This window comes from Nonomuraea sp. NPDC049607 (assembly GCF_040675375.1).
In the GTDB taxonomy this organism is placed as follows: Bacteria; Actinomycetota; Actinomycetes; order Streptosporangiales; family Streptosporangiaceae; genus Nonomuraea.
The window spans coordinates 1-26,039 of sequence record NZ_JBFAOV010000016.1; the positions used below are offsets into that span (position 1 = coordinate 1).

Consider the following 26,039-nt stretch of genomic DNA (forward strand, 5'->3'; position numbering starts at 1 on the left):
GGGATGAGCTGGTCGGGAAGATCGTGGAGCGGGTGGGCCGGTTGGTGGTCGGGCCGGGTGATGATCCGCGGTCGGAGATGGGGCCGCTGGTGACGCGGGCGCATCGGGACAAGGTGGCCTCTTACCTGGATCTGGGTGTGGCCGAGGGCGCCAAGCTGGTGGTGGACGGGCGGGAGGTCGAGGTGCTGGGCGGCCGGGGCGAGGGGTTCTGGCTGGGGCCGTCGGTGCTGGATCAGGTGCCGGTGGGGTCGCGGACGCACACGGAGGAGATCTTCGGTCCGGTGTTGTCGGTGGTGCGGGTGTCTTCGTATGAGGAGGGCCTGCGGGTGATCAACGAGGGTGTGTACGGCAACGGTACGGCGATCTTCACCAATGACGGCGGTGCGGCGCGGCGGTTCCAGAACGAGGTCGAGGTGGGGATGGTCGGGATCAATGTGCCGATCCCGGTGCCGATGGCGTTCTACAGCTTCGGCGGGTGGAAGTCGTCGTTGTTCGGTGACACGCATGTGCACGGTGGCGAGGGGGTGCATTTCTACACGCGGGGCAAGGTGGTGACCTCGCGGTGGCTGGACCCGTCGCATGGTGGGGTGAACCTCGGCTTCCCCACGAACGGGTAACCCGTGGCTCCGGCCGGGAGGGACCGGCGTCCCTCCTGGTCCCGTCCCCGGTAAGCTCCAGCACAACGGACAAGGGGGGACATCGTGAGACGCCGTCGCATTTCCGCCGTGGCGCTGGCCACGGCGGCGCTGGTCGCCGGCACGGGAGCGGTGTCCTCGGCCTCCGGGACGGCCGGGCAGCCGGCCGCCAGGCCGAGCCCCAAGCCGACCCCGACGGCCACGCCCTCGCCCACGGCCACCCAGAGCGACGGCACGCTCCAGATCCTCACCTACCGCGGCTACGCCGAGTACGGCGGCGTCAGCCCCAAGGCCAACTGGGTCGGCTCCTTCGAGAAGGAGACCGGCTGCCGCCTGGCCCGCCTGGACACCGTCCGCACCGCCGAGGAGATGGAACGGGCCGTGGCGGCCGCCGACCGCCCGTACGACCTGATCTCGGCGGGCCCGGCGCTGGCCGGCGACCTGATCACCCGCAAGCTGGTGCAGCCGATCGACCCGGCCAAGGTGGGCGGCTACGACGACCTCGACGAGCGTTTCCGCGACATGGTGAAGGTGTCCGGCAAGGTCTACGGCGTGCCGTACCTGTGGGGGTACCACGAGTTCGTCTACGACGCGGCCAAGGTCAAGAACCCGAGCATGAGCGAGGCGTTCGCCTCCGGCCGGGCCGCGCTCCGCGACAGCCCGCTGACCATCGCCGACGCCGCGCTGACCGACACCACCGTCAAGGACCCGTACGAGCTGAGCCAGGAGCAGCTCGACCGGGCCATGGCGCTGCTCGGGCAGCAGAAGGAGCGCACCTACTGGCGGAAGCCGATCGACCTGATCAAGGGCTTCGCCACCGGGTCGCTGGATTACGCGCAGGCCACACCGTACTATCGCCTGCTGCTGCAGAAGGCCGGCAAACCGGTCAGGACGGTCGGCGCCACGGCGACCACCGGCTGGCTCGACTCCTGGATGCTCGGCGCCAACCTGCCCGACACCACCTGCGCCTACCGCTGGCTGACCTGGATGACCGCGGCCGACGCCCAGCGTGACGCGGCCGCCTGGGCGGGGCTCGCCCCGGCCAACGAGAAGGCGTGCAAGGGCCGGGCCAAGTCCGTCTGCGACGTCTACGGCGTCGGCGACCCCAAGCGGCTCGGCCGTGTCGCCTTCGCCGTCCGGCCGCCGGGCGGTTGCCGCGGCGAGGACGGGGAATGCACTGATTACGCCGTCTGGGGGAAACGGTGGGCCGCGCTCGCCGAGTAGGCGAGACCGCCGCCTCCGCTCGACCCCATCGCGGGCGCGCCTTCCCCCGAGGTGCGCCTGCAGAGACGCCCCGGGCCTTCCCCCCTGTCCCGGGGCGTCTCGCTGTTCCGGGGCCTTCTTGGCGCCAGAAATTCGACTGAATGACCAGTCAGTGAGTATGGTCTTCCCATGAGAATCCTTCTTGTCGGCGCCGGAGGCGTCGGTTCAGCCGTGGTCCCGATCGCCGCCCGCCGCCATTTCTACGAACACATCGTGGTGGCCGACTCCCAACAGAGCCGGGCGGCCGCCGCCGTCGCCGCCGTGGACGACCCCCGTTTCACCGCCATCCAGCTGGACGCCTCCGACCGGGCGCAGGTCGTCGCGGCGCTCCGGGAGCACCGCTGTGACGTGCTGTTCAACGCGGTCGACCCGCGCTTCACGATGCCGCTGTTCGAGGCCGCGCTGGAGGCCGGGGCCCACTACCTGGACATGGCGATGTCGCTGTCGAAGCCGCATCCGCGTGAGCCGTACCGCAAGCCGGGGGTGAAGCTGGGCGACCGGCAGTTCGAGCGCGACGGCGAGTGGCGCGGCGCGGGCCGGCTCGCGCTGGTCGGCATGGGCGTCGAGCCGGGGCTCGCGGACGTGTTCGCCCGCTACGCCGCCGACCACCTGTTCGACGAGATCGACGAGATCGGCATCAGGGACGGCGCCAACCTCGTCGTCGACGGCTACGACTTCGCGCCCACGTTCTCGATCTGGACCACGATCGAGGAGTGCCTGAACCCGCCCGTCGTCTGGGAGGACGGGCAGTGGCGCACCACCGAGCCGTTCAGCGAGCCCGAGGTGTTCGACTTCCCCGACGGCATCGGGCCCGTGGAGTGCGTGAACGTCGAGCACGAGGAGGTGCTGCTCGTCCCGAGGTGGATCCCGGCGCGCCGGGTGACGTTCAAGTACGGGCTCGGCGAGGAGTTCATCGGCGTGCTCAAGACGCTGCGCAAGCTGGGCCTGGACAGCGCCGACAAGATCAGGGTGGGCGGGGCGGAGGTGGCCCCGCGCGACATGGTCGCCGCGAGCCTGCCGGACCCGGCGACGCTGGGCGCACGCATGCGCGGCAAGACCTGCGCGGGCACGTGGGTCAAGGGCACCGGCAAGGACGGCTCGCCGCGCGAGGTGTACCTGTACCACGTGGTGGACAACGAGTGGTCGATGCGGGAGTACGGCTCCCAGGCCGTCGTGTGGCAGACGGCGATCCATCCGGTCGTCGCGCTGGAGCTGGTGGCGACCGGGGTGTGGAAGGGCGAGGGCGTGCTCGGCCCTGAGGCGTTCGACGCGGTGCCGTTCCTCGACCTGCTGCGCGAGTACGGCTCGCCGTGGGGCCTGCGCGAGGCGGCGGTGGCGGCCTGAAGGCCCGGTCGGAACCGTGGTCAGCGCGTGGCTAACGGCCCGGGAAGGCCACCACGGTCGCCATGGGAGCGGGCAGGAGCGCCTCGGCGCATTCGGTGCAGGCGAGCACGGAGGAGTTGTCGGGCAGCTTGCCGACCCGGACCCGAGGCCGCGGCCACCTCTTGTGGCACACGACGCAGGCGTCGCCGTCGCGCTGGGCCAGGCTCAGGCCCTCAGGGTCGAACGTCAACATACTCTGTGCCGTTCTGGTGGGACCCCAGTTCATCACGCTCCCAGCTGTCATCGCTCCTCCGCATGTCCGGATCCGTTATAACCCTGACCGAGGCCGTGATCGTCTAGCTGAGCGTCAAGCCAGGGTGAATTCTCTACCCGAGTGACCTCTTTTACACACACAAAATCGGGCATCCAGCCGCAAGGTGGATGCCCGATTTTTCGGTCTTTGCTACAGAGCGGCGACGGCCTTCTCCAAGATCCCCAGGCCCTCCTCAAGCAGGTGCTCGGGCATGACCAGCGGGGGCAGGAAGCGCAGCACGTTGCCGTACGTGCCGGCGGTCAGGACCACCAGGCCCTCGGCGTGGCAGCGCTTGACGATCTCCTGGACGGCGGCCGGGTCCGGGTTCTTCGTCCCCGGCTCGACCAGCTCGATCGCGATCATCGCGCCGCGTCCGCGCACGTCGCCGATCACCGGGAACCGCTCCTGGAGCGACCGGAGGCGGGGGAGCATGATCTCGCCGATGCGGCGGGCCTTGGCGACCAGGTCCTCCGACTCGATCGTCTCCAGGACGCCTAGCGCGGCCTCGCAGGCGAGCGGGTTGCCGCCGTACGTGCCGCCCAGGCCGCCGACGTGCACGTGGTCCATCAGGTCGGCGCGGCCGGTCACGGCGGCCAGCGGCAGGCCGCCCGCGATGCCCTTGGCGGTGCAGATGATGTCGGGGACGATGCCCTCGTCCTCGCAGGCGAACAGGTCACCGGTACGCGCGAAGCCGGTCTGGACCTCGTCGGCCACGAACACGATGCCGTTCGCCCGGCAGAACTCGGCGATCCGCGGCAGGAAGCCCCTGGCCGGGACGATGAACCCGCCCTCGCCGGCGATCGGCTCGATCACCACGGCGGCCACGTTCTCGGCCCCGACCTGCTTGTTGATCTGGTCGATGGCCTGCGCGGCGGCCTCCTCCGCGCAGTTGTCCGCGCCCGTCGGCCAGCGGAACGGGTAGGCCAGCGGCACCCGGTACACCTCGGGCGCGTACGGGCCGAAGCCGTGCTTGTACGGCATGTTCTTGGCGGTCATGGTCATCGAGAGCAGCGTGCGGCCGTGGTAGCCGTGGTCGAACACCACGACGGCCTGCCTGCCGGTGGCGTGCCGGGCCACCTTGACCGCGTTCTCGACGGCCTCGGCGCCCGAGTTCACCAGGAAGGTGCGCTTCTCGTGGTCGCCGGGGGTCAGCTGGTTGAGCTTCTCGCAGACCTGCACGTACGACTCGTACGGGGTGACCATGAAACAGGTGTGGGTGAAGTCGGCCACCTGCTTCTGGACGCGCTCGACGACCTTCGGCGCGGAGTTGCCCACGTTGGTCACGGCGATGCCGGAGCCGAAGTCGATCAGAGAGTTCCCGTCGGCGTCCTGGAGGACGCCGCCGCCGGCGCGGGTGACGAAGACCGGCAGCGTGGTGCCGATGCCGGACGGGACGGCGGCCTGCTTGCGGGCCAGCAGCTCCTGCGACTTGGGGCCTGGGATCGCGGTCACGACGCGCCGCTCCTGGGGAATGCTCATGGGCTCGACGCTACGTCGGGCTCCGACCTGGGCCGATACGTCGATATGGCACACTGGGGGTGCTCGCCTTTGCCGGAATGGACAAACTCGTATGGCACCTTCGCTGCGCACCGTGGTGCGACGGATGGGGCTGCGTCCGCTGGCGGGCGCGGCGGCCCCCGAAGCGCTCGACGCGGAGGTGCGCTGGGTGGCGGTCAGCGAGCTGGAGGACCCGACGCCGTTCCTTGAGGGCTCGGAGCTGCTGCTGACGACGGGCATCCGCCTGGAGGGCGACCTCTCCGGATATGTCGCCCGGCTGGTGGGGCGCGGGGTGGCCGGGCTCGGCTTCGGCGTCGGCCTCTCCCACGAACGCGTCCCGCCCGCCCTGGTCAGCGCCGCCGACGAGGCCGGGCTGCCGCTGTTCGAGGTACCGCGCGAGACGCCGTTCATCGCCATCGGCAAGGTCGTCAGCGAGCTGCTCGCGGCCGAGCAGTACGACGAGATCACCCGGGCCTTCGCCGCCCAGGGACGGCTCACCCGGGCGGCGCTGCGGCCGGAGGGCATGCACGCGGTCATCGACCGGGTCGCCAAGGAGATCGACGGCTGGGCCGCCCTGCTCGACGAGACGGGCGAGGTCCGGCACGCCACCCCCGGCGCCGACGTGCCGGTCGTGGTGGCCGAGCTACGCCGCCTGCGCACCGGCGCCCCGGCAAGACCCCACCCCGACCAGCCCGCCACAGACGGCCGCGGGTCGGCCGGTGAGCAGCCGGCAGCCGGGGAACCCGTTCGTGGCGGTGAGCGGACGCCTGCCGGGGAGGGCGTCCGTGGAGGTGTGCCGAGCGGTGAGCGGGGGCGTGGGGGAGGCCAGGGGCCTGAGCGGGGGCGTGGGGGAGGGCCGGGGGTGGAGCGGGTGCCGGCCAGTCTTGCGTTGTCCGGGCCCGACGAGCACATCGTGATCCAGCCGCTCGGCGGCGGCGCCCGGCCGCGCGGCTTCTTCGCGGTCGGCGCGCGCAAATCCTTCTCGCCGGTGACCCACACGGTGATCAACGCCGCCGGCTCGCTGCTGACGCTCGCCATGGAGCAGGGCAGGGCCCAGCGGGAGGCGGGGCGGCGGCTCCGCTCGGCCGTGCTCGAACTGCTGCTCGGCGGGGCGGTCGAGCAGGCGCGTTCGGTGACGGGCACGCTCGGCGCACGGCTGCCCGGCGAGCCGCTGGTGGTGCTGGCGGCGGGCGCGAGCGCCCTGGAGGCCCTGGAACCCCACGGCTTCACAGCCCTCCTCGACGACCACACCCACAGCCACGACCACACCCACAGCAGCAGCCACGGCCGCAGCGGCAGCGGTAGCGACGGTGGGCACGGCGGAGGTGGTGGCGGGCGTGGCCGCGGTGGTGGTGGTGGTGGGGCGGTCGTTGTTTGTCTGGTGGGGGAGGGGAGTGTGGAGAAGGTGGCGCGGGAGGCGGAGGGGCCGGTCGGGGTGAGCTCACCGTGCCGCTACGACGGCCTGCGCGACGCCCTCGGCCAGGCGCGACGGGCGCTGGCCCACAGCGACGGCGGCGTGGTGCGGTTCGCCGACCTGGCCGGGCAAGGGCTGCTCGCGCTGCTGGACGCCGACGCCCTGCGCGCGTTCTCCGGCGCGCTACTGGCCCCGCTCACCGCGTACGGCTCCCGTGCCGACCTGGTCGAGTCCCTGCGCGCCTACCTCGACAGCAACGGCCACTGGGACGCCGCGGCCCAGCGGCTCGGCGTCCACCGGCACACGCTGCGCTACCGCATGCGCCGCGTGGCCGAACTCCTCGGCCGCGACCTCGACGACCCGGGCGTGCGCGCCGAACTCTGGCTCGCCCTGGAGGCCGCCCGCCGCTGACCCGACGGCCTTCAGCGGCCGGGGGCCGACGGCAGGTTGTCCTTGTCCACCAGGTAGCAGCAGATCATGGCCAGGGTGACCGCCTCGTACGTGCGGTCGTCCCGCAGGTGGCCGGCCCGTTCCAGACTGATCGCGCCCTGGGCGGCGGCCCAGAGAGCGTCGGCGATCTTGCGTGGCTGGGTCGGCGTCAGGTAGCCGGCGGAGATGCAGTCGGCGATCACCCGGTCGAGGATGTTCAGGGCCGCGCGGGCGAGCGTCCTGGCCCGCTCGCTGGGTTCGAAACCGGGGATGGCCTGCTCGAACATCAGGCTGTAGTAGCCGGGCTCGGCCAGGCATGCCTGCCGGTAGGCGGGGCCGAGCGCGGTCAGGTACTCCAGCGGGTTGCGCCGCTGCGGGACCGCTTCGAGCAGGCGGCGAAACCGCTCGAAACCCTCCAGGTAAAGCGCCTCGGCCAGGCCCTCCCGGTTGCCGAACATCGTGTAGATGACGGTCGTCGTGCAGCCGGCCTCGGCCGCGATCCTGCGCATGGTCAGACTGTCGGGACCCTCGCTCTGAAGCAGGTTCACGGCCACGTCGAGCAGGCGGGAACGGAGTTCGTCGTGGGTGGCGCGCTCGCCCAGCAGGTAGGCACCCTGCAGGCCCAGCGGCGTCGAGGTCATGCGACCTCCCCAGCGACCAAGGAGCTCAGTGTCCTTGTGACCTCTTGCTCGGTCACGGGGCCCACGCCTTTCTGAGTCTGGGGCCCACCGCGCTGGAGACCCGCACTCGATGACTTAGCCATGGCGGAGATCGCTCAAACCACTCCGCATGGTAAACATCCCGAATTGGGTCTACTTCTGTTACATCATGGGTATACACCAGGGCTTGTACTTAACGGTGAGCGCTCGTGGGAGTCTTGTGCACCCTGGTGTAAATCCCCGAACTCCCGCTTGGCATAACGTCATGGGTATGGACGTGCGTACCTTCTGGCTTGCCGGCCGGCCCGCCACCGGCGAAACCGAGCTCACCGTGACCAACCCCCACGACGGTCGTGAGGTGGGCCGGTACTCCGTACCGACCGATGCCCAGGTCGAGGAGGCCGTCGCGGCCGCCCACGCGGTCTCGCGCGAGGCCGCCGCGCTGCCCGTGCACGTACGTGCCGAGGCCCTGGCCCACGTCTCGCGTCGGCTGGCCGAGCGGGCCGAGGAGATCGCCCACCTGATCACCGCCGAGAACGGCAAGCCGATCTTCTGGGCGCGCGGCGAGGTCAACCGCGCCATCTCCACCTTCCGCTTCGCCGCCGAGGAGGCCCGCCGCTGGTCCGGCCAGGTGCAGCGGCTCGACACCGAGCCCGCCGCCGCGGGCCGCCTCGCCTACGTCTCCCGCGTGCCCAAGGGCCCGGTGCTGGCGATCACCCCGTTCAACTTCCCGCTGAACCTGGTCGCCCACAAGGTCGCGCCCGCCATCGCCGTCGGCGCCCCGATCATCGTCAAGCCCGCGCCCGCCACGCCGCTGTCCTCGCTGATCCTCGGCGAGATCCTGGCCGAGACCGACCTGCCCGCCGGCATGTTCTCGGTGCTGCCCGTCCAGAACGAGCGCGCCGCCGCCCTCGTGGACGACCCCCGCCTGCCCGTCGTCTCCTTCACCGGCTCCGCGCCCGTCGGCTACGCCATCGCCGACCAGGTGCCGCGCAAGCACGTGACCCTGGAGCTGGGCGGCAACGCCGCGGCCGTCGTGCTGGCCGACGCCGACCTCGACTGGGCCGCGCAGCGCATCGCCCTGTTCTCCAACTACCAGGCCGGTCAGAGCTGCATCGCCGTCCAGCGGGTGATCGTCGAGCAGCCGGTCTACGACGCCTTCGTCGAGCGCCTGCTGCCGGCCGTCGCCGGGCTCGTCACGGGTGACCCGGCCGACGAGAAGACCCAGGTCGGGCCGCTGGTGTCGGAGGCCGCCGCCGAGCGCGTGGAGCAGTGGGTGCGGGAGGCGGTCGCCGCCGGCGCCCGCGTCCTGGCCGGCGGCACCCGCGAGGGCGCCACGGTCGCGCCGACCGTGCTGGCCGACGTCCCGCAGGACGCCAAGGTGGCCTGCGAGGAGGTCTTCGGGCCGGTCATGATCCTGCAGCCGGTCGCCTCGATCGACGAGGCGTACGCCACGGTGAACGACTCCAAGTACGGCCTCCAGGCCGGCGTCTTCACCCGCTCGCTGGACGCCGCCTTCCGGGCCAACCGCGAACTGGAGGTCGGCGGCGTGATCATCGGTGACGTGCCGTCGTACCGGGCCGACCAGATGCCGTACGGCGGCGTGAAGGACTCCGGCATCGGCCGCGAGGGCCTGCACTCGGCCATGGAGGACCTGACCTACGAGAAGGTCATGGTGCTCACCGGCCTGTCGCTGTAGCTCGCCAGCAGGGCTAGGGCGGCGACCTCAAAGAGACCGAGGGCGCGCACGGGACGGTGCGCCCCCTTGGTCTCAGGCGCGCTCGGCCGTGGTGTAGACCGCCTTGGCGGCCTGGCCGAAGTACGGGCCGTACATGGTGTGCTGGTCGTCGCTGTACTTGAAGCTGCTCAGCGAGGTGATCGTGCCGCGGCCGGTCATCGGGTCGAAGCCGGACATCCAGGGGCCGCCGCTCGAACCGGCGGTCATGGCGCAGCCGAGCCCCTGGTCGCGCGTCTGCTTGTACGGGTCGTCGCGCAGCCGCCCCGCGCAGTAGACGAGCTGGTCGCCGTCGTAGGGAGGGTCGGCCGGGTAGCCGAAGCCGTAGGTCTGGCCGCCGCGCCGGGCGTTGAAGGCGATGTCCTGGGTGCCCACGACGTCGGCGACGTGCCGGCCGCCCGAGGTGGCCAGGGCGACCATGCCGACGTCGTGGTTGTCGTCGGCCGAGCGCGACCAGGGGGCGGAGACGAACATGCGGCGGGCCGCGTACTGGCCGAAGGGCTGCTCGCCGCCCCTGCCGTAGCCGGGGACGAACGTCCAGTTCTCGGCCCATTCGCCGGCGCCGTCCTTGACGCAGTGGCCGGCGGTGACGACGAGGTCCTTGCTGGCGCTCGTGACCGTGCTGGCCGAGCAGACGAAGTCGGCCCCCGCCAGGGTCAGGAACACCCGGCCGGTGGTCCTGGTCACGGCCCCGCCGGTGCTCCAGCGCGCGCCGATCGTGCTGGCCTGGGGCCTGGACGACGCCTGGTGCCGCCGGCCCAGGTTGATCTCGGTGTGGCCGTCGGACACGCCGGGCGTCGCCCGCACCCCGCCGCGGCCGGTCAGGCCGCTGAGCAGGCCGTCGCCGTCGGTCACGGAGTCGAGCAAGCCGATGGGCAGGGCCGCCGCCATGCGCTGCGGGGTCCAGTAGCCGAGCACGCGCCGCTGTTCGGCGTCGTCGCGGGCGGCCTCGTGCTCGACCACCAGGCTCCGCCGGGCCGCGGAGTGCTCGACGGCGGGACGATCGACCTGCTGCTGGACGGGGACCGCGCCGAGCATCGCCGGTCCCATCAGCCCCGCCATCAGCGGGGCGGCCGCAAGCAGGGAGGTGCTCAGGGTCATGGCCCCAGAGTGTGCACCACGAGATGTGTTCTTGTGGCTACTTTCCGTAAATCCGGCAGACTGCGTTGGCGCTTCGCGCTGGTCGGTAGACGGCCTGTGCTTCGCGCCGCGCTGCTGGGAGGCAGGGCGATGCCTGCGGCGGCGAAGGTGAGGACGGACGGCGGGGCGGGATCCGCGGCGCATTACGTAACCTGCCGAAACCCGGCTCCGAGGTCGGGAAGGTAGCCGCACAATAATCGGGATTTCTCAAGACATGCGCATCCCGGTATGGCGATATCTGGACATAAATGGTCGCGGTTATCACCCGTCACTTAAGGGACGGGATCGCGGCCGTGAGCCCCTCACGTGCCCGTCCGCCCCCGGCAGCGGGGACAATGGACAGGTGCATGCAGAGACCCTCCGCTCAGTCGTCGTGCTCGGCTCCACCGGCTCGATCGGCACCCAGGCCCTCGACGTCATCGCCGCCGACCCCGCCGGGTTCAAGGTCGCCGGGCTCGCGGCCGGGGGCGGCAGGGTCGAGGCGCTGGCCGCTCAGGCGGCCGAGTTCGGCGTGGAGGTCGTGGCGGTGGCCGACGCCGCCGCCGTCCCGGCGCTGAAGGAGGCGCTGGCCGCGCGTGGGGCCTCCCCCGTCGTGCTGGGCGGCCACGAGGGCGTCGCCGAGGTCGCGGCCTGGCGGTGCGACACCGTGCTCAACGGCATCACCGGCGCGCTGGGCCTGACGTCCACGCTGGTCGCCCTGAAGGCCGGCCGCACGCTCGCGCTGGCCAACAAGGAGTCCCTGATCATCGGCGGGCCGCTGGTCAAGCGGCTGGCCGCGCCGGGGCAGATCCTCCCGGTCGACTCCGAGCACTCGGCGGTGCAGCAGTGCCTGTGGGCGGCCGGTCCCGGCGGCCACGACCCCGACGCCGTCAGGCAGCTCGTCATCACCGCCAGCGGCGGCCCGTTCAGGGGCATGAAGCGCGAGGAGATGGCCGACGTCACCCCCGAGATGGCGCTGGCCCACCCGACCTGGTCCATGGGCCCGGTCATCACCATCAACTCCGCCACCCTGGTCAACAAGGGGCTGGAGGTCATCGAGGCCCACCTGCTGTTCGACATCGGCTTCGACCGCATCGAGGTCGTGGTCCACCCGCAGTCGGTGATCCACTCCATGGTCGAGTACGTCGACGGCTCCACCATCGCCCAGGCCAGCCCGCCCGACATGCGCCTGCCGATCGCGCTCGCGCTGGCCCACCCGGCCCGCGTGCCCGGCGCGGCCCGGCCCGTCGACTGGACCAAGGCCCACACCTGGACCTTCGAGCCGCTCGACGACGCGGCCTTCCCGGCCGTCGCGCTGGCCAGGCACGTCGGCGCCGAGGGCGGCACCGCGCCCGCCGTCTACAACGCCGCCAACGAGGTCTGCGTCGAGGCGTTCACCAGGGGCGGGCTGCGCTTCCCCGCGATCGTCGACACGGTCGCCAAGGTCGTCGAGGAACACCGCGTCACCCCGGCCTCCAGCGTGGAGGAGGTGCTGGCCGCCGACGCCTGGGCCCGGGCACGTGCGGCCGAACTCACAGCCGGGCAGTCCTTCTAGCTACCTAGACTGGGTAGCGTCGTCACACCTAAGGGTAGAAATGTCTTCTGTAGCACTTGGCATCCCGACGGTCCGCCCCAAGCCGCTCGCCGAACGCCGGCACTCCCGCCAGATCATGGTCGGCAGCGTTCCCGTGGGCGGCGACGCGCCCGTCTCCGTCCAGTCGATGACGACGACGGTCACCGCCGACGTCAACGCCACGTTGCAGCAGATCGCCGAGCTGACGGCGTCCGGCTGCCAGATCGTGCGCGTGGCCGTCCCGTCGCAGGACGACGCGGACGCGCTGCCGATCATCGCGAGGAAGTCCCAGATCCCGGTCATCGCCGACATCCACTTCCAGCCGAAGTACGTGTTCGCGGCCATCGAGGCGGGTTGCGCGGCGGTCCGCGTCAACCCCGGGAACATCAAGAAGTTCGACGACAAGGTGGGCGAGATCGCGAAGGCGGCCGCTGACCACGGCGTGCCGATCAGGATCGGCGTCAACGCCGGGTCGCTCGACCCCCGCCTGCTCCAGAAGTACGGCAAGGCCACGCCCGAGGCGCTGGTCGAGTCCGCGCTGTGGGAGTGCTCGCTGTTCGAGGAGCACGGTTTCCGCGACATCAAGATCTCGGTCAAGCACAACGACCCGGTCGTCATGATCAACGCCTACCGGCTGCTCGCCGCCAAGTGCGACTACCCGCTGCACCTCGGCGTCACCGAGGCCGGCCCCGCCTTCCAGGGCACGGTCAAGTCCGCGGTGGCCTTCGGCGCGCTGCTGGCCGAGGGCATCGGCGACACCATCCGCGTCTCGCTGTCCGCGCCTCCCGTCGAGGAGGTCAAGGTCGGCGCCCAGATCCTGGAGTCGCTGGGGCTGCGCGAGCGGGGGCTGGAGATCGTCTCCTGCCCGTCGTGCGGCCGGGCCCAGGTCGACGTCTACACGCTGGCCGAGCAGGTCCAGGCGGGCCTGGAGGGGCTCAAGGTCCCGCTGCGGGTGGCCGTCATGGGCTGCGTCGTCAACGGCCCCGGCGAGGCCCGTGAGGCCGACCTCGGCGTCGCCTCCGGCAACGGCAAGGGCCAGATCTTCGTCAAGGGCGAGGTCATCAAGACCGTCCCCGAGTCGCAGATCGTCGAGACCCTGATCGAGGAGGCCCTGCGCCTGGCCGAGGAGATGGGCGTCGAGATCGACCTCGACGACGACACCGTCTCCGGGCCCCAGGTGACCGTGGGCTGAGTGCCCCGGGGGCCCGGTCACCCGGTGCAATGGGCCCATTACAAAGTGGCAAGCGTTTCTCCATACCCAGCGTCATGACCCCGTCGCCCGCGGGAGCATCACAGGGCCATGACGAGGGGGAGGGGCTGGGTGAAGCGCGTATTCAGTGTTGCCGTCGGCATCGCGGTGCTGGTCGCCGGGGTTGTCAGCGCGGACGGTGTGGCGTCGGCCGGTAGGGGTGCGGTCACGTGGGCGCAGCAGGTGGTCTGGGGGTCGTGCCCGGCGAAGGAGGGCAAGACGGTCCGGGCCGACCTGGAGTGCGCCACCGTACGCGTGCCGCTCGACTACCACGACCCGTGGGGGCAGTCGATCAAGCTGGCGATCAACCGCATCAAGGCCAAGGTGTCCAGGGACGGCAACCATCTCGGCACCCTGCTGATCAACCCGGGCGGGCCGGGCGCCTCGGGCCGCGACCTGACCGAGTTCGTCTCGAACGGGCTGCCGAACCGGCTGGGCGAGCGCTACGACGTCGTGGGGTTCGACCCGCGCGGGGTGGGCGGCAGCGAGCCGTCACTCCACTGCGTGGACCCCGACGCCTACTACCGGGCGCCGCGGCCGGACGCGGTGCCGCACTCGGCGGCCGACGAGAGCAGGCTCCTGGCCAGGGCCGACGAGTACGCCACCGGCTGCGGTGACCACTGGTCCTGGATGCTGCCGTACCTGACGACCGAGAACTCGGCCAGGGACATGGACGCGATCAGGGCGGCGCTGGGCGAGGAGAAGATCAGCTACCTGGGCTACTCGTACGGCACCTACCTCGGCGCCGTCTACGCGACCCTGTTCCCGCAGCGGGTCAGGCGGCTCGTCATGGACAGCACGGTCAACCCCGAGGGCGTCTGGTACCGGTCGAACCTGAGCCAGGACGTCGCCTTCGAACGCCGCCACCGCGCCCTCCTCGCCTGGACGGCCCGGCACAACGACGTCTACCGGCTGGGCGGCACGCTGAAGCAGACCTCGTTCGCCTACTACGCGATGCGCGACCGGCTGCGCGCCCGCCCGGCCGGCGGCGTGGTGGGGCCGAGCGAGCTGGACGACACCTTCACCCTCGGCGGATACACCGACCGGGTGTGGCCGGAGTTCGCGCGGGCCTGGTCCGCCTACGTGCGCAAGGGCGACGTGAAGCCGCTGGTGGAGGCGTACAACCGGCGCGGCAAGAACGACGCCGACGACGAGAACGGCTACGCCGTCTACCTCGGCGTGCAGTGCCGCGACGCCGCCTGGCCGCGCGACTGGACCAAGTGGCGCACCGACATGACCCGGCTCCACCCCAGGGCGCCGTTCCTGACCTGGCCGAACGCCTGGTTCAACGCCCCGTGCGCGTTCTGGCCGGTCAAGGGCGGCACGCCGGTCGCGGTGCACGGCTCGCCGAAGCTGCCGCAGGTGCTGTTCCTGCAGTCGCGCGACGACGCCGCGACGCCGTACCGGGGGGCGCTGGCCATGCAGCGGCGCTTCCCGAGGAGCGGCCTGGTGATCGACGAGGGCGGCAACCACGGCGTGTCCCTGGCCGGCAACCGCTGCGTGGACGGCTACCTCGCGGCGTACCTGGCCGACGGCACGCTGCCCGCCCGGACGGTGTCCTGCGCGGCCCTGCCGGACCCGAGTCCGGCCGCCCACATGGCGTCGGGAGGCGCGCAGGGTCACGATCGGCTCACCGACGTGCTGTCCCGGTGAGCTATTCGGGGGACGTTCGCGTAGTCTGACCATGTGATGCTGCGTACATCGGCGTCGCGCGTGCTCGACGACAGCGACCGGGACGAAGTTCTCGCCCTGCTTGACTGCGATCCGGTCGCCAACGTCTTCGTCTCCTCCCGGGTGCGGGCCGTCGGACTCAATCCGGCACGCCTCGGGGGGCAGATGTGGGGGTTCGGGCCGCGCGGCGGGCTCGTGTCGCTCTGTTACGCCGGCGCGAACATGGTGCCGGTCAACGCCGGTCCTGAGGCCGTGCACGCGTTCGCCGACCGTGCCCGCAAGCAGGGGCGCAGGTGTTCGTCCATCGTGGGCCCCGTCGAGGCGGTGTCCCTGCTGTGGGAGCGGCTGGAGCCGCACTGGGGCAGGGCGCGCGCCGTCCGGTGGGCGCAGCCGGTGATGGCGACCTCCAGCAAGGCCCCCGTACCGGCCGATCCGCTGGTGCGCCGGGTGCGGCCGGAGGAGTTCGACATCCTGCTGCCGGCGTGCGTGGCGATGTTCACCGAGGAGGTGGGCGTCTCGCCCAACCTCGGCGACGGCGGCGCGCTCTACCGCACGCGAGTCGCCGAGCTGATCCGCATCGGCCGCTCCTACGCGCGCATCGACGACGGCCGGGTGGTGTTCAAGGCCGAGGTGGGCGCGGTCACGCCGCACGCCTGCCAGATCCAGGGCGTGTGGGTGGCCCCCGACCTGCGGGGCAAGGGCCACGCGGTGGCGGGCATGGCGGCGGTCGTGGAGGCGGCGATGAGCTGCTTCGCCCCGGTCGTGTCGCTCTACGTCAACGACTACAACCACTCGGCGCGGGCGGTCTACCGCAAGGTGGGGTTCCGCGAGGTCGACACCTTCATGTCGGTGTTGTTCTGAGACGCCCGGCTAGAGGCGTACCAGCTTGTCGAAGAGGCGGGCCAGCTCGGTGTCGGGGTCGGTGGTGAGCCCCGCGTGCACCGGGCCGGTCTGCACGATCGTGCTGCGCGGCGCGGTCAGCCAGCGGAACCGGCCGCCCAGCGGCTCGTCCGCGAGAGGGCCCGGCCGGTCGCCGCAGGCCCGCTCGTAGGCGCTGAGCGCGTGGCGCACGCCGTCGAGGTCGGCCCCGGGGTCGAGGGCTCGCAGGCGGGCCGGGTCGAGCTGGACGCGCGCGCACAGGTAGTCGCGCGGCTGGCAGTAGAGCAGCACGCCGGCGTTGATCAGCTCGCCGCGCTCCACCTTGGGCATGACGCGGATCACCGCGTACTCGTAGACATCTCTGGTCACCGGCTGCCTCCCCGCCAGAACTCGCCGACCGACCCGGGCCCGGACGCCTTGTGCTCCTTGCCGGGGCGGCGCAGCAGCCACTCGCGCGGCCCGTGCGCCCGGCGCAGCAGATGGTCGGTGTAAGCCTCGCGCACGTCGTGGGCGGAGTCGAACCCCGGCTCGCCGTCGAGCCACTCGTCGGGCACCAGGGCCGTCACCTCGTCCAGCAGCTCGCGGGTGATCCGCCCGGCCAGCTCCTCGCCCGCGGCCGGCACGTCGGCGGCGAACGGCGCGAGCACGTGGTCGCCGGCGTCGAACACGCGCTGCGGGTCGGCCGTGCGCCAGTTGTGGTGGAACCACAGGGCCGCGCCGTGGTCGATGAGCCAGATGTCGCGGTGCCAGACCAGCAGGTTGGGGTTGCGCCAGCTCCGGTCGACGTTGTGGATCAGGCCGTCGAACCAGACCGCCCGGGAGGCGAACATCGGGTCGGGGATCCAGCCCAGCGGGTCGAAGCCGAGCGCGCCGGGCAGGAAGTCGACCGCCAGGTTGAGGCCGGTGCTGGCCTTGAGGAGGTCCTGGACCTCCTCGTCGGGCTCGCGGACGCCGAGCTGCGGGTCGAGATCGATGAGCTTGAGCTCGGGCGTGCGCAGCCCCAGCCGGCGGCCCAGCTCGGCGGCGATGATCTCCGCGACGAGCACCCGCCGGCCCTGGCCCGCCTCGCGGAACTTCACGACGTATGTGCCGAGGTCATCGGCCTCGACGACGCCCGGCAGCGACCCGCCCTCTCGCAACGGGGTCACATATCGGGTGGCTGCGATCTTTTCCAGCACGGGACGAGGCTATCGTCACCGGGGCCCCCTTCCGAACTCCCGGCGCGGCTCACCCCCCGGACGGCCGGGCGGGACGGGTGAAGGGCGCGAACGGCTGCCGCGACGACGCCTCGACGGCGGCGAACGCGTAGTCCAGCATGGCGTGTTCGTAGGCCGTCTTCGCCTCGGCGAGCGTCCGGCCCTCGGCGGCGGCCGCGGCCAGGTTCGCGCACAGGGTGCGGGCGTCGCGCAGCGCGATGTTCGCGCCTTCGCCGCGGCCCGGGCTCATGCTGTGCACGGCGTCGCCGAGCAGGGTCACCGCGGGCTCGTCCCAGGGGCGCACGCGCCGGGCCGCGTGGGTGTGCACCAGGAACGTCGCCTCGGGGTCGGCCCGCTCGACGATCCGGCGCACGCCCTCGTGCCAGCCGGCGACCGCGGCGAGCGCGAGCCGGTGCAGGCCGGCGGGCGAGGTGTCGTCGGGCCGGGCGCCGGGGACGGTCAGCGTCCAGGAGAAGTAGCCGGGGACGTCGGTCAGCTCCAGGCCGGGGGCGTGCCGGGCGACGGCCTCGGCCACCGGCGTGCAGGGGCGGCAGGTGGCCACGGAGAACGCGGTGTGGTCGGCCGCGGTGACCCGGTTGAAGGTGTCGACCAGGTCCGGGGGCGTGGCGGCGAGCAGGTCGGGGGTCAGCGCGGTCCGGCCGTACAGGGCCTGGTCGAGCCGGTCCACGACGGCGTCGGGGAGCAGCTGGCCGCGGACGCGGGAGCCGACGCCGTCCGCGCCGGCGAGCAGGTCGCCGTCCAGGGTGGAGCCGTCGGCGAGGTGGGCGCGGACCCTCGTGCCGGGCAGCGGCTCGTAGTGGGTGTACTCGGTGCCGAAGCGTACGTCGAGGCCGGACAGGAGGATCTCGCGGAGGGTGAGCCGGTTGACGCCGAGGCCGTCCACGCCGGGGAGCTGGGGCGGGATGTCCTTGGAGAACTTGGGGACCAGCCGGGTGTCCATGAAGGTCATGCGGGTGGCCGGGCGGATGGAGGTGGCCACGGCCAGGTCGTACAGGCCGGGAGGCAGGCAGGCCCGCAGCGCCTCGGCGCCGGTCTCCTTGAGGCTGATGCGGTAACCCTGGGGGCGGTGGCCGGGTGCGGGGTCGCGTTCCAGCACGGTGGGCTCGAACCCCGCCTTGCGCAGGCCCTGGGCCAGGGATAAGCCGCCGATGCCGCCTCCCACGACGATGACACGAGCAGAGGTGTCCATGGATGTGACGATAGACGATAGCTGTCGCGACAGTAAATGCTCTCGCCAGCTATTCTGGGGCGCGTGACCGACGATCGAATGCCGCCGCCGTTCGAGCTGGTGCTGGGCGGCGGGTCGCTGCTCGTGCAGGTGGGGCGGGAGCTCAACACCGAGACCGAGCGCCGCCTGGCCCCGCTCGGGCTCACCGCGCAGCAGGCGGCGCTGCTGCTGCACGCGGCGGGCGGCCGGAGCACGCCCGGCGTGCTGAAGGGCCGGCTCGGCACGGACACGGCCGGGATGACCCGGCTGCTGGACCGGCTGGAGGCCAAGGGGCTGCTGCGGCGGGTCCGGCGGCCGGAGGACCGGCGCTCGGTCGTCATCGAGCTGACGGACAAGGGCCACGCGCTGACGCCCCTCCTGCCGCCGATCTTCGGCGGGGTCAGCCGCCAGGTCTTCTCGGGCTTCTCCGAGGACGAGATCGAGCAGGTCACGGGCATGCTGCGGCGGATCATGGCCAACCTGGCGGAAGGGGCGTCCTGACCGGGGTGCGCACGTGTCGCGTGCCCGGTCAGGATCGTCCCGGCCGCCGGGGTCAGAGCTTGGCGATGACGTCCTCGGCGAAGCGTTCCATGGTGGCGATCTTGAGGTCGAGGGTGTCCTCGCCGTACCGGGCCTTCTCCTCGGGGGTGGCCAGCCACCAGGGGGCGGCCATGGTGGCGGTCACGCCCTTGGCGGCGAAGCGGCGGTAGGTCTCGGCGTCGGGCAGCACGGCCAGCGGGGCGACGATGTCGAACGGGCCCGTCCTGCCGTTCTCGTCGAGGTGCCGGCGGAGGGTGTCGAGCACCGGGTCGAGCTGCTCCTCGGTGTAGATGCGGTTGCCCAGCCAGCCGTCGCCGAAGCGGGCGGCCCGGCGCAGCGCCGCCTCGCTGTCGCCACCCACGTAGACGGGTACGGGCCGGGCCGGGGCGGGGGAGATGGACAGGGGAGGCAGGCCGTCCAGCGTGACCGTCTCGCCCGCCCACAGGGCGCGCAGCGTGGGCAGCATGCGGTCGAGGCGGCGTCCCCGGGTGTGGAAGTCCTGGCCGGTGCCGGCGAACTCCTCCTCGCACCAGCCCACCCCGACCCCGAACGTCACCCGCTCCCGCGACAGCACCGCCGCCGTGGAGACCAGCTTGGCCACGGTGAACAGGTCGCGGGCCGGGGCGATGTAGACGTTCGGCGAGAAGCGCAGCGTCGTGGTCACCGCGGCCATCGCGCCGATCGTCACCCACACGTCGGGCCAGTGCGTCTCGGCGGTCCAGCGGGGCGCGCCCGACCGCGAGTACGGGTAGCGGGAGGCGAAGTCGGTGTAGAAGAGGTGGTCCGACAGCGTGAAGGTGTCGAAACCGCAGCGCTCGGCCGCCCGCGCCAGCTCCACGAACTGGTCCGTCGGGGCGAACGAGGCCCCCAGCCACATCTTCATCGGAACTCCGGCGCGACCTTGGTGGCGAACATCTCCAGGTTCCGCTTGACCGTGTCCAGCGGGAGCACGCCCTGCTGCCCCTGCATGTACAGGCCGAACCACTCCAGGTCCGGCATGCGGTCGAGCATGCGCTGAATGCCGCGCTTGACGTCGTCGGGGGTGCCGAACAGCGCCATCTCCACGTCGTTCATGCGCTTGGCGTCGCCCTTCTCGGGGGAGATCGGCTTGTGCTTCTCGTCCTCCTTCTTGCGCAGCACCTCCAGGTAGCCGAACGGGCCGAAGAAGGCGGCGAAGTCCTTGGGGATGCTGCGGCCGAAGGTGTTGATCGCCTCTTCGGTGGTGTCCGCGATGCCGACGATCTTGAGGATGCCGGTGTGCTCGCCCAGCTTGTACTGGCGGCCCTGCCGGGCCGACTCCTCCTGGTAGAGCTTGGCCTTGGCGGCGTGGTCGTCGGGGTTGGGGGTGAACATCCACGGCAGGATGTCCTCCTGGGCGGCCCTGATGACCGACCGGTCGGAGATCGTGAACGGCTGCCACAGCTCCGGATGGGGGTTCTGGTACGGCCGGGGGCAGACCGAGATCGCCTGGATCTTCCCGTCGTCGGAGACCTCACCGGGCGCCCCGAACGTCCTGGTCCATTCCATCGCGGGCCAGCCCTCGATACCGTCGTAGGGGTACGGCACCTCGTAGTCCAGCACGTCGGACTTGTAGCGGAGGGTCTCCTGCGTCCAGGCCATCTTCATGATCTTCAGCACCTCGCCGAAGACGTCGAAGTTCCGGGTGTCCGAGGCCGAGCCGTCGGAGCGGGCGGCGGCGGCCTGCCAGCGCTGGCCGAGGACGTTCATCCAGCGGTTCTGGTAGCCGCGCGCCACGCCGAGTCGCAGGCGGCCCTTGCTGAACTGGTCGAGCAGCGCCACGTCCTCGGCGGCCCTGATCGGGTCCCAGGCGGGCAGCACCATGCCGAGCGGCGCGAGCAGAATGCGCTCGGTCCGGGCGGCGAGGTCGGTGAGGAACATCAGCGGATTGACCGAGAACTCCATCCCCTCGGAGTGGAAGTGGTGCTCGGTCATCATCAGCGCGTCGAACCCGACCTGGTCGGCGTGGACGGCTATCTCCCGCACCTCGTGCAGCAGCCGCTGATACGACTCGGTGTCGCGTCCGATGGGACGCCGTGCCTTGGCGTTCTCCTCGGCCGCGTATCCAGAGCCTGGAATCTGCGGGTTCAGGAAGATAGAGAACTTCACCGGGAACCTCTTTCCGCGGACGTCGCCTTGCAAGCTACCCTGGAAATCTTAGCCGAGCAATCGCTTGGTTGACATGAGGAGGCCGTATGAGGCTGGGTGTCACGATGTTCGCCACGGATCTGGCCATGCCGGTCCAGGACCTCGCGGCCGCGGCCGAGGAGCGCGGGCTCGACTCGCTCTACCTGCCCGAGCACACCCACATCCCGGTCAGCCGCCGCACGCCGCCCGCCGGCGGCCAGGACGAGCTGCCCGAGGAGTACAAGCGCACGCTGGACCCGCTGGTCGCGCTCTCCTTCGCCGCCGCCGCGACCCGGCGGCTGCGCGTCGGCACCGGCATCCTGCTCGCCGCCCAGCGTGACCCCATCGTCACAGCCAAGGCCCTGGCCACGCTCGACCACCTGTCGGGCGGGCGCGTGGTGGTCGGCGTCGGGTTCGGCTGGAACGTCGAGGAGATCGAGAACCACGGCGTGCCGTACGGGCGACGTCGCGAGGTCGCCCGGCGCAACGTGCTGGCCATGCGGGCCTTCTGGCGGGACGAGGTGGCCGACGTCGAAGGGCTCGAACCGTCCTGGTCGTGGCCCAAGCCCGTCCGCGACCTGCCCGTCTACCTCGGCGGCGCCGCCGGGCCGAAGCTGTTCGCCCACATCGCCGAGTACGGCGACGGCTGGATGCCCATCGGCGGCAAGGGGATCAAGGACGCGCTGCCCGCGCTGCGCGAGGCGTGCAAGAAGGCCGGGCGGCCCATGGCCAGGGTGATCCCGTTCGGGACGCTGCCCACCAGGGAGAAGCTCGACTACTTCGCCGGCCTCGGCATCGAGGAGGCCGTGGCCACCCTGCCGAGCGGCCCGGCGGACGTCGTCCTGCGCGCCCTCGACGCCTATGCCGGCCTGCTGTAGGCGGTGCCATAATGACGCCCTATGTCCGAGCTCCGTGCTGATGACCCCCGCCGGCTGGGGGAGTACCGGCTCTCGCGCAGGCTCGGGCAGGGCGGCCAGGGCGTCGTCTTCCTCGGTCACTCGCCGGCCGGGGCGCAGGTCGCGATCAAGCTGTTGCACGCGAGCGTGTCCAAGGACGCCGACGTACGTCGCCGGTTCCTCGGCGAGGTCGAGGCGGTGCGCCGGGTCGCGGCCTTCTGCACCGCCCAGCTCCTGGACGCCGACCTCGACGGCGACCGCCCCTACCTGGTCAGCGAGTACGTCGAAGGGCCCTCCCTGGGCGAGCACGTGGTCGCCCGGGGGCCCCGGCTCGGCGGCTCGCTCGACCGGCTGGCCATCGGCACCGCCACCGCCCTGGGGGCGATCCACCGGGCGGGGGTCGTCCACCGCGATCTCAAGCCGGGCAACGTGCTGCTCAGCCTCGACGGGCCGCGGGTCATCGACTTCGGGGTGTCCCGGCTGATGGACGCCGCCGCCACCACGACCAGGTCGCCCATCGGCACGCCGGCCTACCTGTCGCCCGAGCGCATCAACGGGGAGCCGGCCGGGCCGGCCGCGGACATGTGGGCGTGGGGGCTGACCGTGGCGTACACGGCCAGCGGGCGGCATGCGTACATGGCGGACACGTACCAGGAGATTCTGGCCAGGATCCTGTACGGCAGGCCGGACCTGCGCGGGTTGTCGGGGCGGTTGCGGGAGATCGTGGCGGCGTGCCTGGCCCGCGACCCGCGTGACCGTCCGGACGCCGAGGAGACGCTGCGCGCGCTGCTCGGCCAGGACGCGGGCACCGGCGACGTCCTCCCCTCCGGCGCCCAAGCCGCCACCCCCGATGAACGGCCCCCCACCACCGCCCCCTCGACCTCCCCCGACGAAACCCTCGCCACCTTCCCCGAAGGGGCACCCGCTGTCGCGGCGGGAAGTGCTTCCGCCACCTTCCCCGAAGGGATGCCCGCTGTCGCGGCGGGAAGTGCTTCCGCCACCTTTCCCGAAGGGGTGCCCGCCGTCGCGGCGGGAAGTGCTTCCGCCACCTTTCCTGAAGGGGTGCCCGCCGTCGCGGCGGGAAGTGCTTCCGCCACCTTCCCCGAAAGGACGCCTGCCACTGTGGTCGGGAAGGCTCGGCGGGGGTGGCTGGTGGCGGTGGCAGGGGTTGTGGTGGTGGTCGCCGGGGTCGTGTTCTGGTTGCGCGGAGCGCAGGACCCGGACCCGGCGGACGCCCGGAACGGCACGGCCGACCAGGGCGCCACCCCCACGCACGCCACCACCGGTGAGCCCCCGCAGGGAAACCCCACCGTCCCGCCCTTGGACGGCGTCTGGACGGGATCGGCCGAGCACCCCACGGCCGGCCGGATCTTCCCGGTCGAGCTGCGCCTGCGCGCCGACGGCGGATCCACCATGCGCTGGGGCGCCGACCTGCACTGCTCCGGCCGGCTCACCCCCACGAGGAGCGCCGTCGTGTTCGCCCTCGGCCAGGTCACCGGCAAGGCGTGCCACGCCGGAACAGCCCGGATCGTCCCCTCGGACGACCCCAACCGGTTCTCCGTCAAGGTGACCCGATCGGACGACGGCGCCGTCATGTACGCGGGCCAGGTCTCCCGGGCCTCCTGACCGGCTGTGTCACGGTCAGGCGGCGATTGCGGTGCGCACGGTTGACTGAACGCGGCCCGTTGCCTTCAGTGGAGAGCAAGAAGGGGTGGCGGCGAGGGGAGGCGCCCCGTGCCAACGGCGCAGCCGCTCAGAACGGGGGACCCGCACAGACTCGGCGAGTACGAGCTCGCCGGGCGACTGGGTGAAGGCGGACAGGGCGCGGTGTTCCTCGGTTCGAGGAGCGGGGAGAGGCACAGCGGGGAGAGGTACGCGGTCAAGCTGCTGCACGGGCCCGTCGGGGACGAGCAAGGGGCGTTCCTGCGGGAGGTGGAGCTGGCCAAGCACGTGGCGAGGTTCTGCACGGCCCAGGTGGTCGACGCCGGGTTCGACGAGGGCCGGCCGTACATCGTGAGCGAGTACGTCGACGGGCCCTCGCTGCATCGGGAGGTCTCGCTGACCGGCCCGCGGCACGGCGGCGCGCTGGAACGGCTGGCGGTCGGCACCGCGACCGCGCTGGCCGCCATCCATCGGGCGGGCATCGTGCACCGGGACTTCAAGCCGCAGAACGTGCTGCTCGGGCCGGATGGGCCGCGGGTGATCGACTTCGGCCTGGCCAGGGCGCTGGACGCGGCGGCCACGGTGACGAACAGGGGGGTGGGCACGCCGGCGTACATGGCTCCCGAGCAGATCACCGCCTCGGCCGTGACCGGGGCGGCCGACGTCTTCTCCTGGGGCGCGACCATGTGTTTCGCGGCCAACGCGAGCGCGCCGTTCGGCCAGGACTCGGTGGCGCCGGTGCTGCACCGCATCCTGACCGCGCCGCCCGAGCTGGGCCGGCTGGACGGGCGGCTGCGGGTGCTGGTCGCCGCCTGCCTGGACAAGGACGTCAGGAACCGGCCGTCCAGCAGGGAGCTGCTGTTCGCGCTGCTCGGCGAGGCGGACTCGCCGGATCAAGGGTACGACGACGTGCCGCTGGTCCCTGGGCAGCGACCGCCCGTGCCGCTGGCCGAGCCCGAGGTCACCGGCGCGGCCGGCGCGTACCACCTGCGCTCGCGGACGGGCGGCGGCCCCGAGCTCCCCACGACCGCGCAGGGCCCGCCGGACGGCCTGAGGACGCGGGCCGGGACGGGCGCGCCGGACCGGCAGGGCCGGGGGCGCGGGGCCGGATGGGTGCAGGCGGTCGTGGCGGTGTGCGCGGCGCTGCTGGTGACCGCGGTCGTGCTCACCGTGATCGTGCCCGCGCTCAACGGCCACCGCTCCGGCCAGGCGTCCGTGCTGCCGGCGGCGCCGCCGAGCCCGGCGGGTGCGGCGCGCGCCTCCTCACGGCCGGGCGGGAAGCCGGCGGAGCGGGAGCGCGTGCCCACTGTCGCGCCCGCCGTCGAGCCCACCGGCGAGCCGACAGTCGGGCGGCCGGTGACGACGGTCGCGGTCCCGCCGCTGACCGGCCTGGACCGGGCCGGCGCGGTCAAGGCGCTCAAGCAGGCCGGGCTGACCGTCGGCGCGGTCACCAGAACCGACTCGGTCAAGGAGATCGGCCGGGTGCTCGGCAGCCGTCCGGCGGCCGGGACCGTGGTGGGCCGGGGCGGCGCGGTCGCGCTGGAGGTGTCGGCGGGGGTGCCGGTGCCGTCCGTCGCCGGGCGGCAGCGCAGGGCGGCCGAGGCGGCGCTCACCGCCGCCGGGCTCACGGCCGGGACGGTCACCCGATCGTGCTCCGACCAGCCGGACGGCCAGGTCCTCGCGACGCGGCCCGAGGCCGGCGCCCGGGTGCCGGGTGGCGCCCCGGTGGCGCTGACGGTGGCCCGCCAGGGCGTCGAGGTGCCGTCCGTGGTGGGGGAGGGCCGCGCCGACGGCCGGGCCGAGCTGGTCGCGGCCGGCTTCACGGTACGGGCCCGCACCCAGGTCGTGGACGACGACGCCAAGGCGGACACCGTCCTGGGTCAGAGCCTGGCGCCGGGGACCTGCGCCGCGTCCGGGGACGTGGTCGTGATCACGGTCGGCGTGTCCGGCCAGCAGGGCGGGCCCGGCCCCGAGGAGCCCACGCAAAGCCCGACCGGCCCCGTCGTCGACCCCTCGACGGGGCTGTGATCGGGAGACCTCCGCCTCGGTGGACCCGGCGCAGGAGCTGATCGGCGGGAGCCGTCAGAAGGCCAGCGCCGACTCCAGCATGACCGCCGTCACCTGCTCCTCGGGCAGGTCCATGGTCTTGACCACGCCCCACTGGAGCGCCCCGAGCAGGGCCCAGCACCTGACCCTGGCCTCGGGCCCCGGGTTCTCGCCGGCGAGCTTGGCGAAGATCTCGTCCCTGAACGTGCCGACGACCGCGCGCTCGGAGCCGGCCGGCACGGGCTCGTCGGCCGCGAGGTCCTCCATGAACAGGCGGATCACCGCGCGGTGGCGCACCGCGAAGACGGCCAGGGCCTCGACGAACGCCTTGCGGTCGGGATGGTCGGCGTCGAGCAGGGTGATCATCTCGGCCGCGGCCGGGGAGAGCAGTTCGGAGGCCAGCCGGTCCTTGGGATGGAAGTGGTAGGCGACGGCGGTCTTGGTCAGCCCGACCGCGGCGGCGATGTCGGCCAGCGAGGTGCCCGCGTAGCCGCGCTCGGCGAACAGCTCGCGCGCGGCCGCCAGAATCCGGGAGCGGGTGTCGTCGGGTGTGGTCATCGTCTCATT

The 26,039-nt window shown here is 72.2% G+C and carries 23 protein-coding genes; 13 read left to right on the forward strand and 10 right to left on the reverse strand.

Annotated features, from left to right (window positions below; genetic code table 11):
- From AB0J97_RS28320 to AB0J97_RS28330, 3 genes are all read left to right on the forward strand, one after another.
- Nucleotides 1-617, forward strand: a 617-nt coding sequence (locus tag AB0J97_RS28320; protein WP_364093769.1) for an aldehyde dehydrogenase family protein, incomplete at its 5' end; no start/stop codon positions are given.
- An 84-nt stretch (nucleotides 618-701) separates the two neighbouring features.
- Nucleotides 702-1,859 (forward strand): extracellular solute-binding protein, encoded by a 1,158-nt coding sequence (locus tag AB0J97_RS28325; RefSeq protein WP_364093772.1) that lies wholly within the window; start codon nucleotides 702-704, stop codon nucleotides 1,857-1,859.
- 168 nt (nucleotides 1,860-2,027) lie between these two features.
- Entirely contained in the window at nucleotides 2,028-3,242 is a 1,215-nt protein-coding gene (locus tag AB0J97_RS28330; protein ID WP_357694633.1) for a saccharopine dehydrogenase C-terminal domain-containing protein, read from the forward strand.
- A 31-nt stretch (nucleotides 3,243-3,273) separates the two neighbouring features.
- Here the strand turns inward: AB0J97_RS28330 and AB0J97_RS28335 are convergent, their stop codons facing one another.
- The gene (locus AB0J97_RS28335) at nucleotides 3,274-3,474 is read right to left on the reverse strand and encodes a hypothetical protein (RefSeq protein WP_185845254.1); all 201 of its coding nucleotides are present in this window, start codon (nucleotides 3,472-3,474) and stop codon (nucleotides 3,274-3,276) included.
- A 210-nt stretch (nucleotides 3,475-3,684) separates the two neighbouring features.
- Nucleotides 3,685-5,013 carry a 4-aminobutyrate--2-oxoglutarate transaminase gene (gene gabT / locus AB0J97_RS28340; protein WP_364093778.1) on the reverse strand — a complete coding sequence of 443 codons (1,329 nt, stop codon included), beginning with the start codon at nucleotides 5,011-5,013 and terminating at the stop codon, nucleotides 3,685-3,687.
- Between the two features lie 91 nt (nucleotides 5,014-5,104).
- Between gabT and AB0J97_RS28345 the strand changes: the two genes are divergently transcribed.
- Entirely contained in the window at nucleotides 5,105-6,856 is a 1,752-nt protein-coding gene (locus AB0J97_RS28345; RefSeq protein WP_364093781.1) for a PucR family transcriptional regulator, read from the forward strand.
- 11 nt (nucleotides 6,857-6,867) lie between these two features.
- Here AB0J97_RS28345 and AB0J97_RS28350 read toward each other — a convergent pair whose 3' ends face one another.
- Entirely contained in the window at nucleotides 6,868-7,515 is a 648-nt protein-coding gene (locus AB0J97_RS28350) for a TetR/AcrR family transcriptional regulator (protein WP_364093784.1), read from the reverse strand.
- A gap of 289 nt (nucleotides 7,516-7,804) precedes the next feature.
- On the opposite strand from AB0J97_RS28350, the gene AB0J97_RS28355 reads away from it, so the two are divergent.
- Nucleotides 7,805-9,232: an aldehyde dehydrogenase family protein gene (locus AB0J97_RS28355; protein ID WP_364093787.1), complete on the forward strand. Its 1,428-nt coding sequence runs from the start codon at nucleotides 7,805-7,807 to the stop codon at nucleotides 9,230-9,232.
- A 72-nt stretch (nucleotides 9,233-9,304) separates the two neighbouring features.
- Here the strand turns inward: AB0J97_RS28355 and AB0J97_RS28360 are convergent, their stop codons facing one another.
- Entirely contained in the window at nucleotides 9,305-10,369 is a 1,065-nt protein-coding gene (locus AB0J97_RS28360) for a trypsin-like serine protease (RefSeq protein WP_357694622.1), read from the reverse strand.
- A gap of 382 nt (nucleotides 10,370-10,751) precedes the next feature.
- Between AB0J97_RS28360 and dxr the strand changes: the two genes are divergently transcribed.
- The 4 genes from dxr to AB0J97_RS28380 all read left to right on the forward strand — a co-directional run bounded on the left by dxr (nucleotide 10,752) and on the right by AB0J97_RS28380 (nucleotide 15,741).
- Nucleotides 10,752-11,942 carry a 1-deoxy-D-xylulose-5-phosphate reductoisomerase gene (gene dxr, locus AB0J97_RS28365; protein WP_364093790.1) on the forward strand — a complete coding sequence of 397 codons (1,191 nt, stop codon included), beginning with the start codon at nucleotides 10,752-10,754 and terminating at the stop codon, nucleotides 11,940-11,942.
- 40 nt (nucleotides 11,943-11,982) lie between these two features.
- Entirely contained in the window at nucleotides 11,983-13,152 is a 1,170-nt protein-coding gene (gene ispG, locus AB0J97_RS28370; protein ID WP_357694618.1) for a flavodoxin-dependent (E)-4-hydroxy-3-methylbut-2-enyl-diphosphate synthase, read from the forward strand.
- Nucleotides 13,153-13,281: 129 nt separating this feature from the next.
- Nucleotides 13,282-14,862 carry an alpha/beta hydrolase gene (locus AB0J97_RS28375; RefSeq protein ID WP_364093794.1) on the forward strand — a complete coding sequence of 527 codons (1,581 nt, stop codon included), beginning with the start codon at nucleotides 13,282-13,284 and terminating at the stop codon, nucleotides 14,860-14,862.
- Between the two features lie 36 nt (nucleotides 14,863-14,898).
- On the forward strand, nucleotides 14,899-15,741 hold the full coding sequence (locus AB0J97_RS28380) for a GNAT family N-acetyltransferase (protein ID WP_364094284.1): 843 nt from the start codon (nucleotides 14,899-14,901) through the stop codon (nucleotides 15,739-15,741).
- 9 nt (nucleotides 15,742-15,750) lie between these two features.
- On the opposite strand, the gene AB0J97_RS28385 is transcribed toward AB0J97_RS28380, so the two are convergent.
- From AB0J97_RS28385 to AB0J97_RS28395, 3 genes are read right to left on the reverse strand one after another with little or no spacing between them, the layout of a single operon-like run.
- Nucleotides 15,751-16,128 (reverse strand): DUF3037 domain-containing protein, encoded by a 378-nt coding sequence (locus AB0J97_RS28385; RefSeq protein ID WP_357694614.1) that lies wholly within the window; start codon nucleotides 16,126-16,128, stop codon nucleotides 15,751-15,753.
- On the reverse strand, nucleotides 16,125-16,937 hold the full coding sequence (locus AB0J97_RS28390) for a HipA family kinase (RefSeq protein ID WP_357694612.1): 813 nt from the start codon (nucleotides 16,935-16,937) through the stop codon (nucleotides 16,125-16,127). Before AB0J97_RS28390 ends, AB0J97_RS28385 begins: the two co-directional genes overlap by 4 nt.
- 49 nt (nucleotides 16,938-16,986) lie before the next feature.
- Complete coding sequence (locus AB0J97_RS28395) at nucleotides 16,987-18,165, reverse strand: NAD(P)/FAD-dependent oxidoreductase (RefSeq protein WP_364093798.1); 1,179 nt, start codon at nucleotides 18,163-18,165, stop codon at nucleotides 16,987-16,989.
- 63 nt (nucleotides 18,166-18,228) lie between these two features.
- Here AB0J97_RS28395 and AB0J97_RS28400 point away from each other — a divergent pair, with 63 nt between their 5' ends.
- Nucleotides 18,229-18,684: a MarR family winged helix-turn-helix transcriptional regulator gene (locus AB0J97_RS28400; RefSeq protein ID WP_364093801.1), complete on the forward strand. Its 456-nt coding sequence runs from the start codon at nucleotides 18,229-18,231 to the stop codon at nucleotides 18,682-18,684.
- 52 nt (nucleotides 18,685-18,736) lie between these two features.
- On the opposite strand, the gene AB0J97_RS28405 is transcribed toward AB0J97_RS28400, so the two are convergent.
- Nucleotides 18,737-19,606 (reverse strand): TIGR03619 family F420-dependent LLM class oxidoreductase, encoded by an 870-nt coding sequence (locus AB0J97_RS28405; protein WP_364093804.1) that lies wholly within the window; start codon nucleotides 19,604-19,606, stop codon nucleotides 18,737-18,739.
- Nucleotides 19,603-20,850: an LLM class flavin-dependent oxidoreductase gene (locus AB0J97_RS28410; RefSeq protein ID WP_364093808.1), complete on the reverse strand. Its 1,248-nt coding sequence runs from the start codon at nucleotides 20,848-20,850 to the stop codon at nucleotides 19,603-19,605. The genes AB0J97_RS28405 and AB0J97_RS28410 overlap by 4 nt, the downstream gene beginning before the upstream one ends.
- Nucleotides 20,851-20,936: 86 nt before the next feature.
- Between AB0J97_RS28410 and AB0J97_RS28415 the strand changes: the two genes are divergently transcribed.
- From AB0J97_RS28415 to AB0J97_RS28425, 3 genes are all read left to right on the forward strand, one after another.
- Complete coding sequence (locus AB0J97_RS28415) at nucleotides 20,937-21,746, forward strand: TIGR03619 family F420-dependent LLM class oxidoreductase (RefSeq protein WP_364093811.1); 810 nt, start codon at nucleotides 20,937-20,939, stop codon at nucleotides 21,744-21,746.
- Between the two features lie 21 nt (nucleotides 21,747-21,767).
- Complete coding sequence (locus AB0J97_RS28420; protein ID WP_364093815.1) at nucleotides 21,768-23,390, forward strand: protein kinase; 1,623 nt, start codon at nucleotides 21,768-21,770, stop codon at nucleotides 23,388-23,390.
- Between the two features lie 108 nt (nucleotides 23,391-23,498).
- Complete coding sequence (locus tag AB0J97_RS28425) at nucleotides 23,499-25,454, forward strand: PASTA domain-containing protein (RefSeq protein ID WP_364093818.1); 1,956 nt, start codon at nucleotides 23,499-23,501, stop codon at nucleotides 25,452-25,454.
- A gap of 54 nt (nucleotides 25,455-25,508) precedes the next feature.
- Here the strand turns inward: AB0J97_RS28425 and AB0J97_RS28430 are convergent, their stop codons facing one another.
- Entirely contained in the window at nucleotides 25,509-26,030 is a 522-nt protein-coding gene (locus AB0J97_RS28430) for a TetR family transcriptional regulator (protein ID WP_364093820.1), read from the reverse strand.
- Nucleotides 26,031-26,039 lie beyond the last annotated feature (9 nt).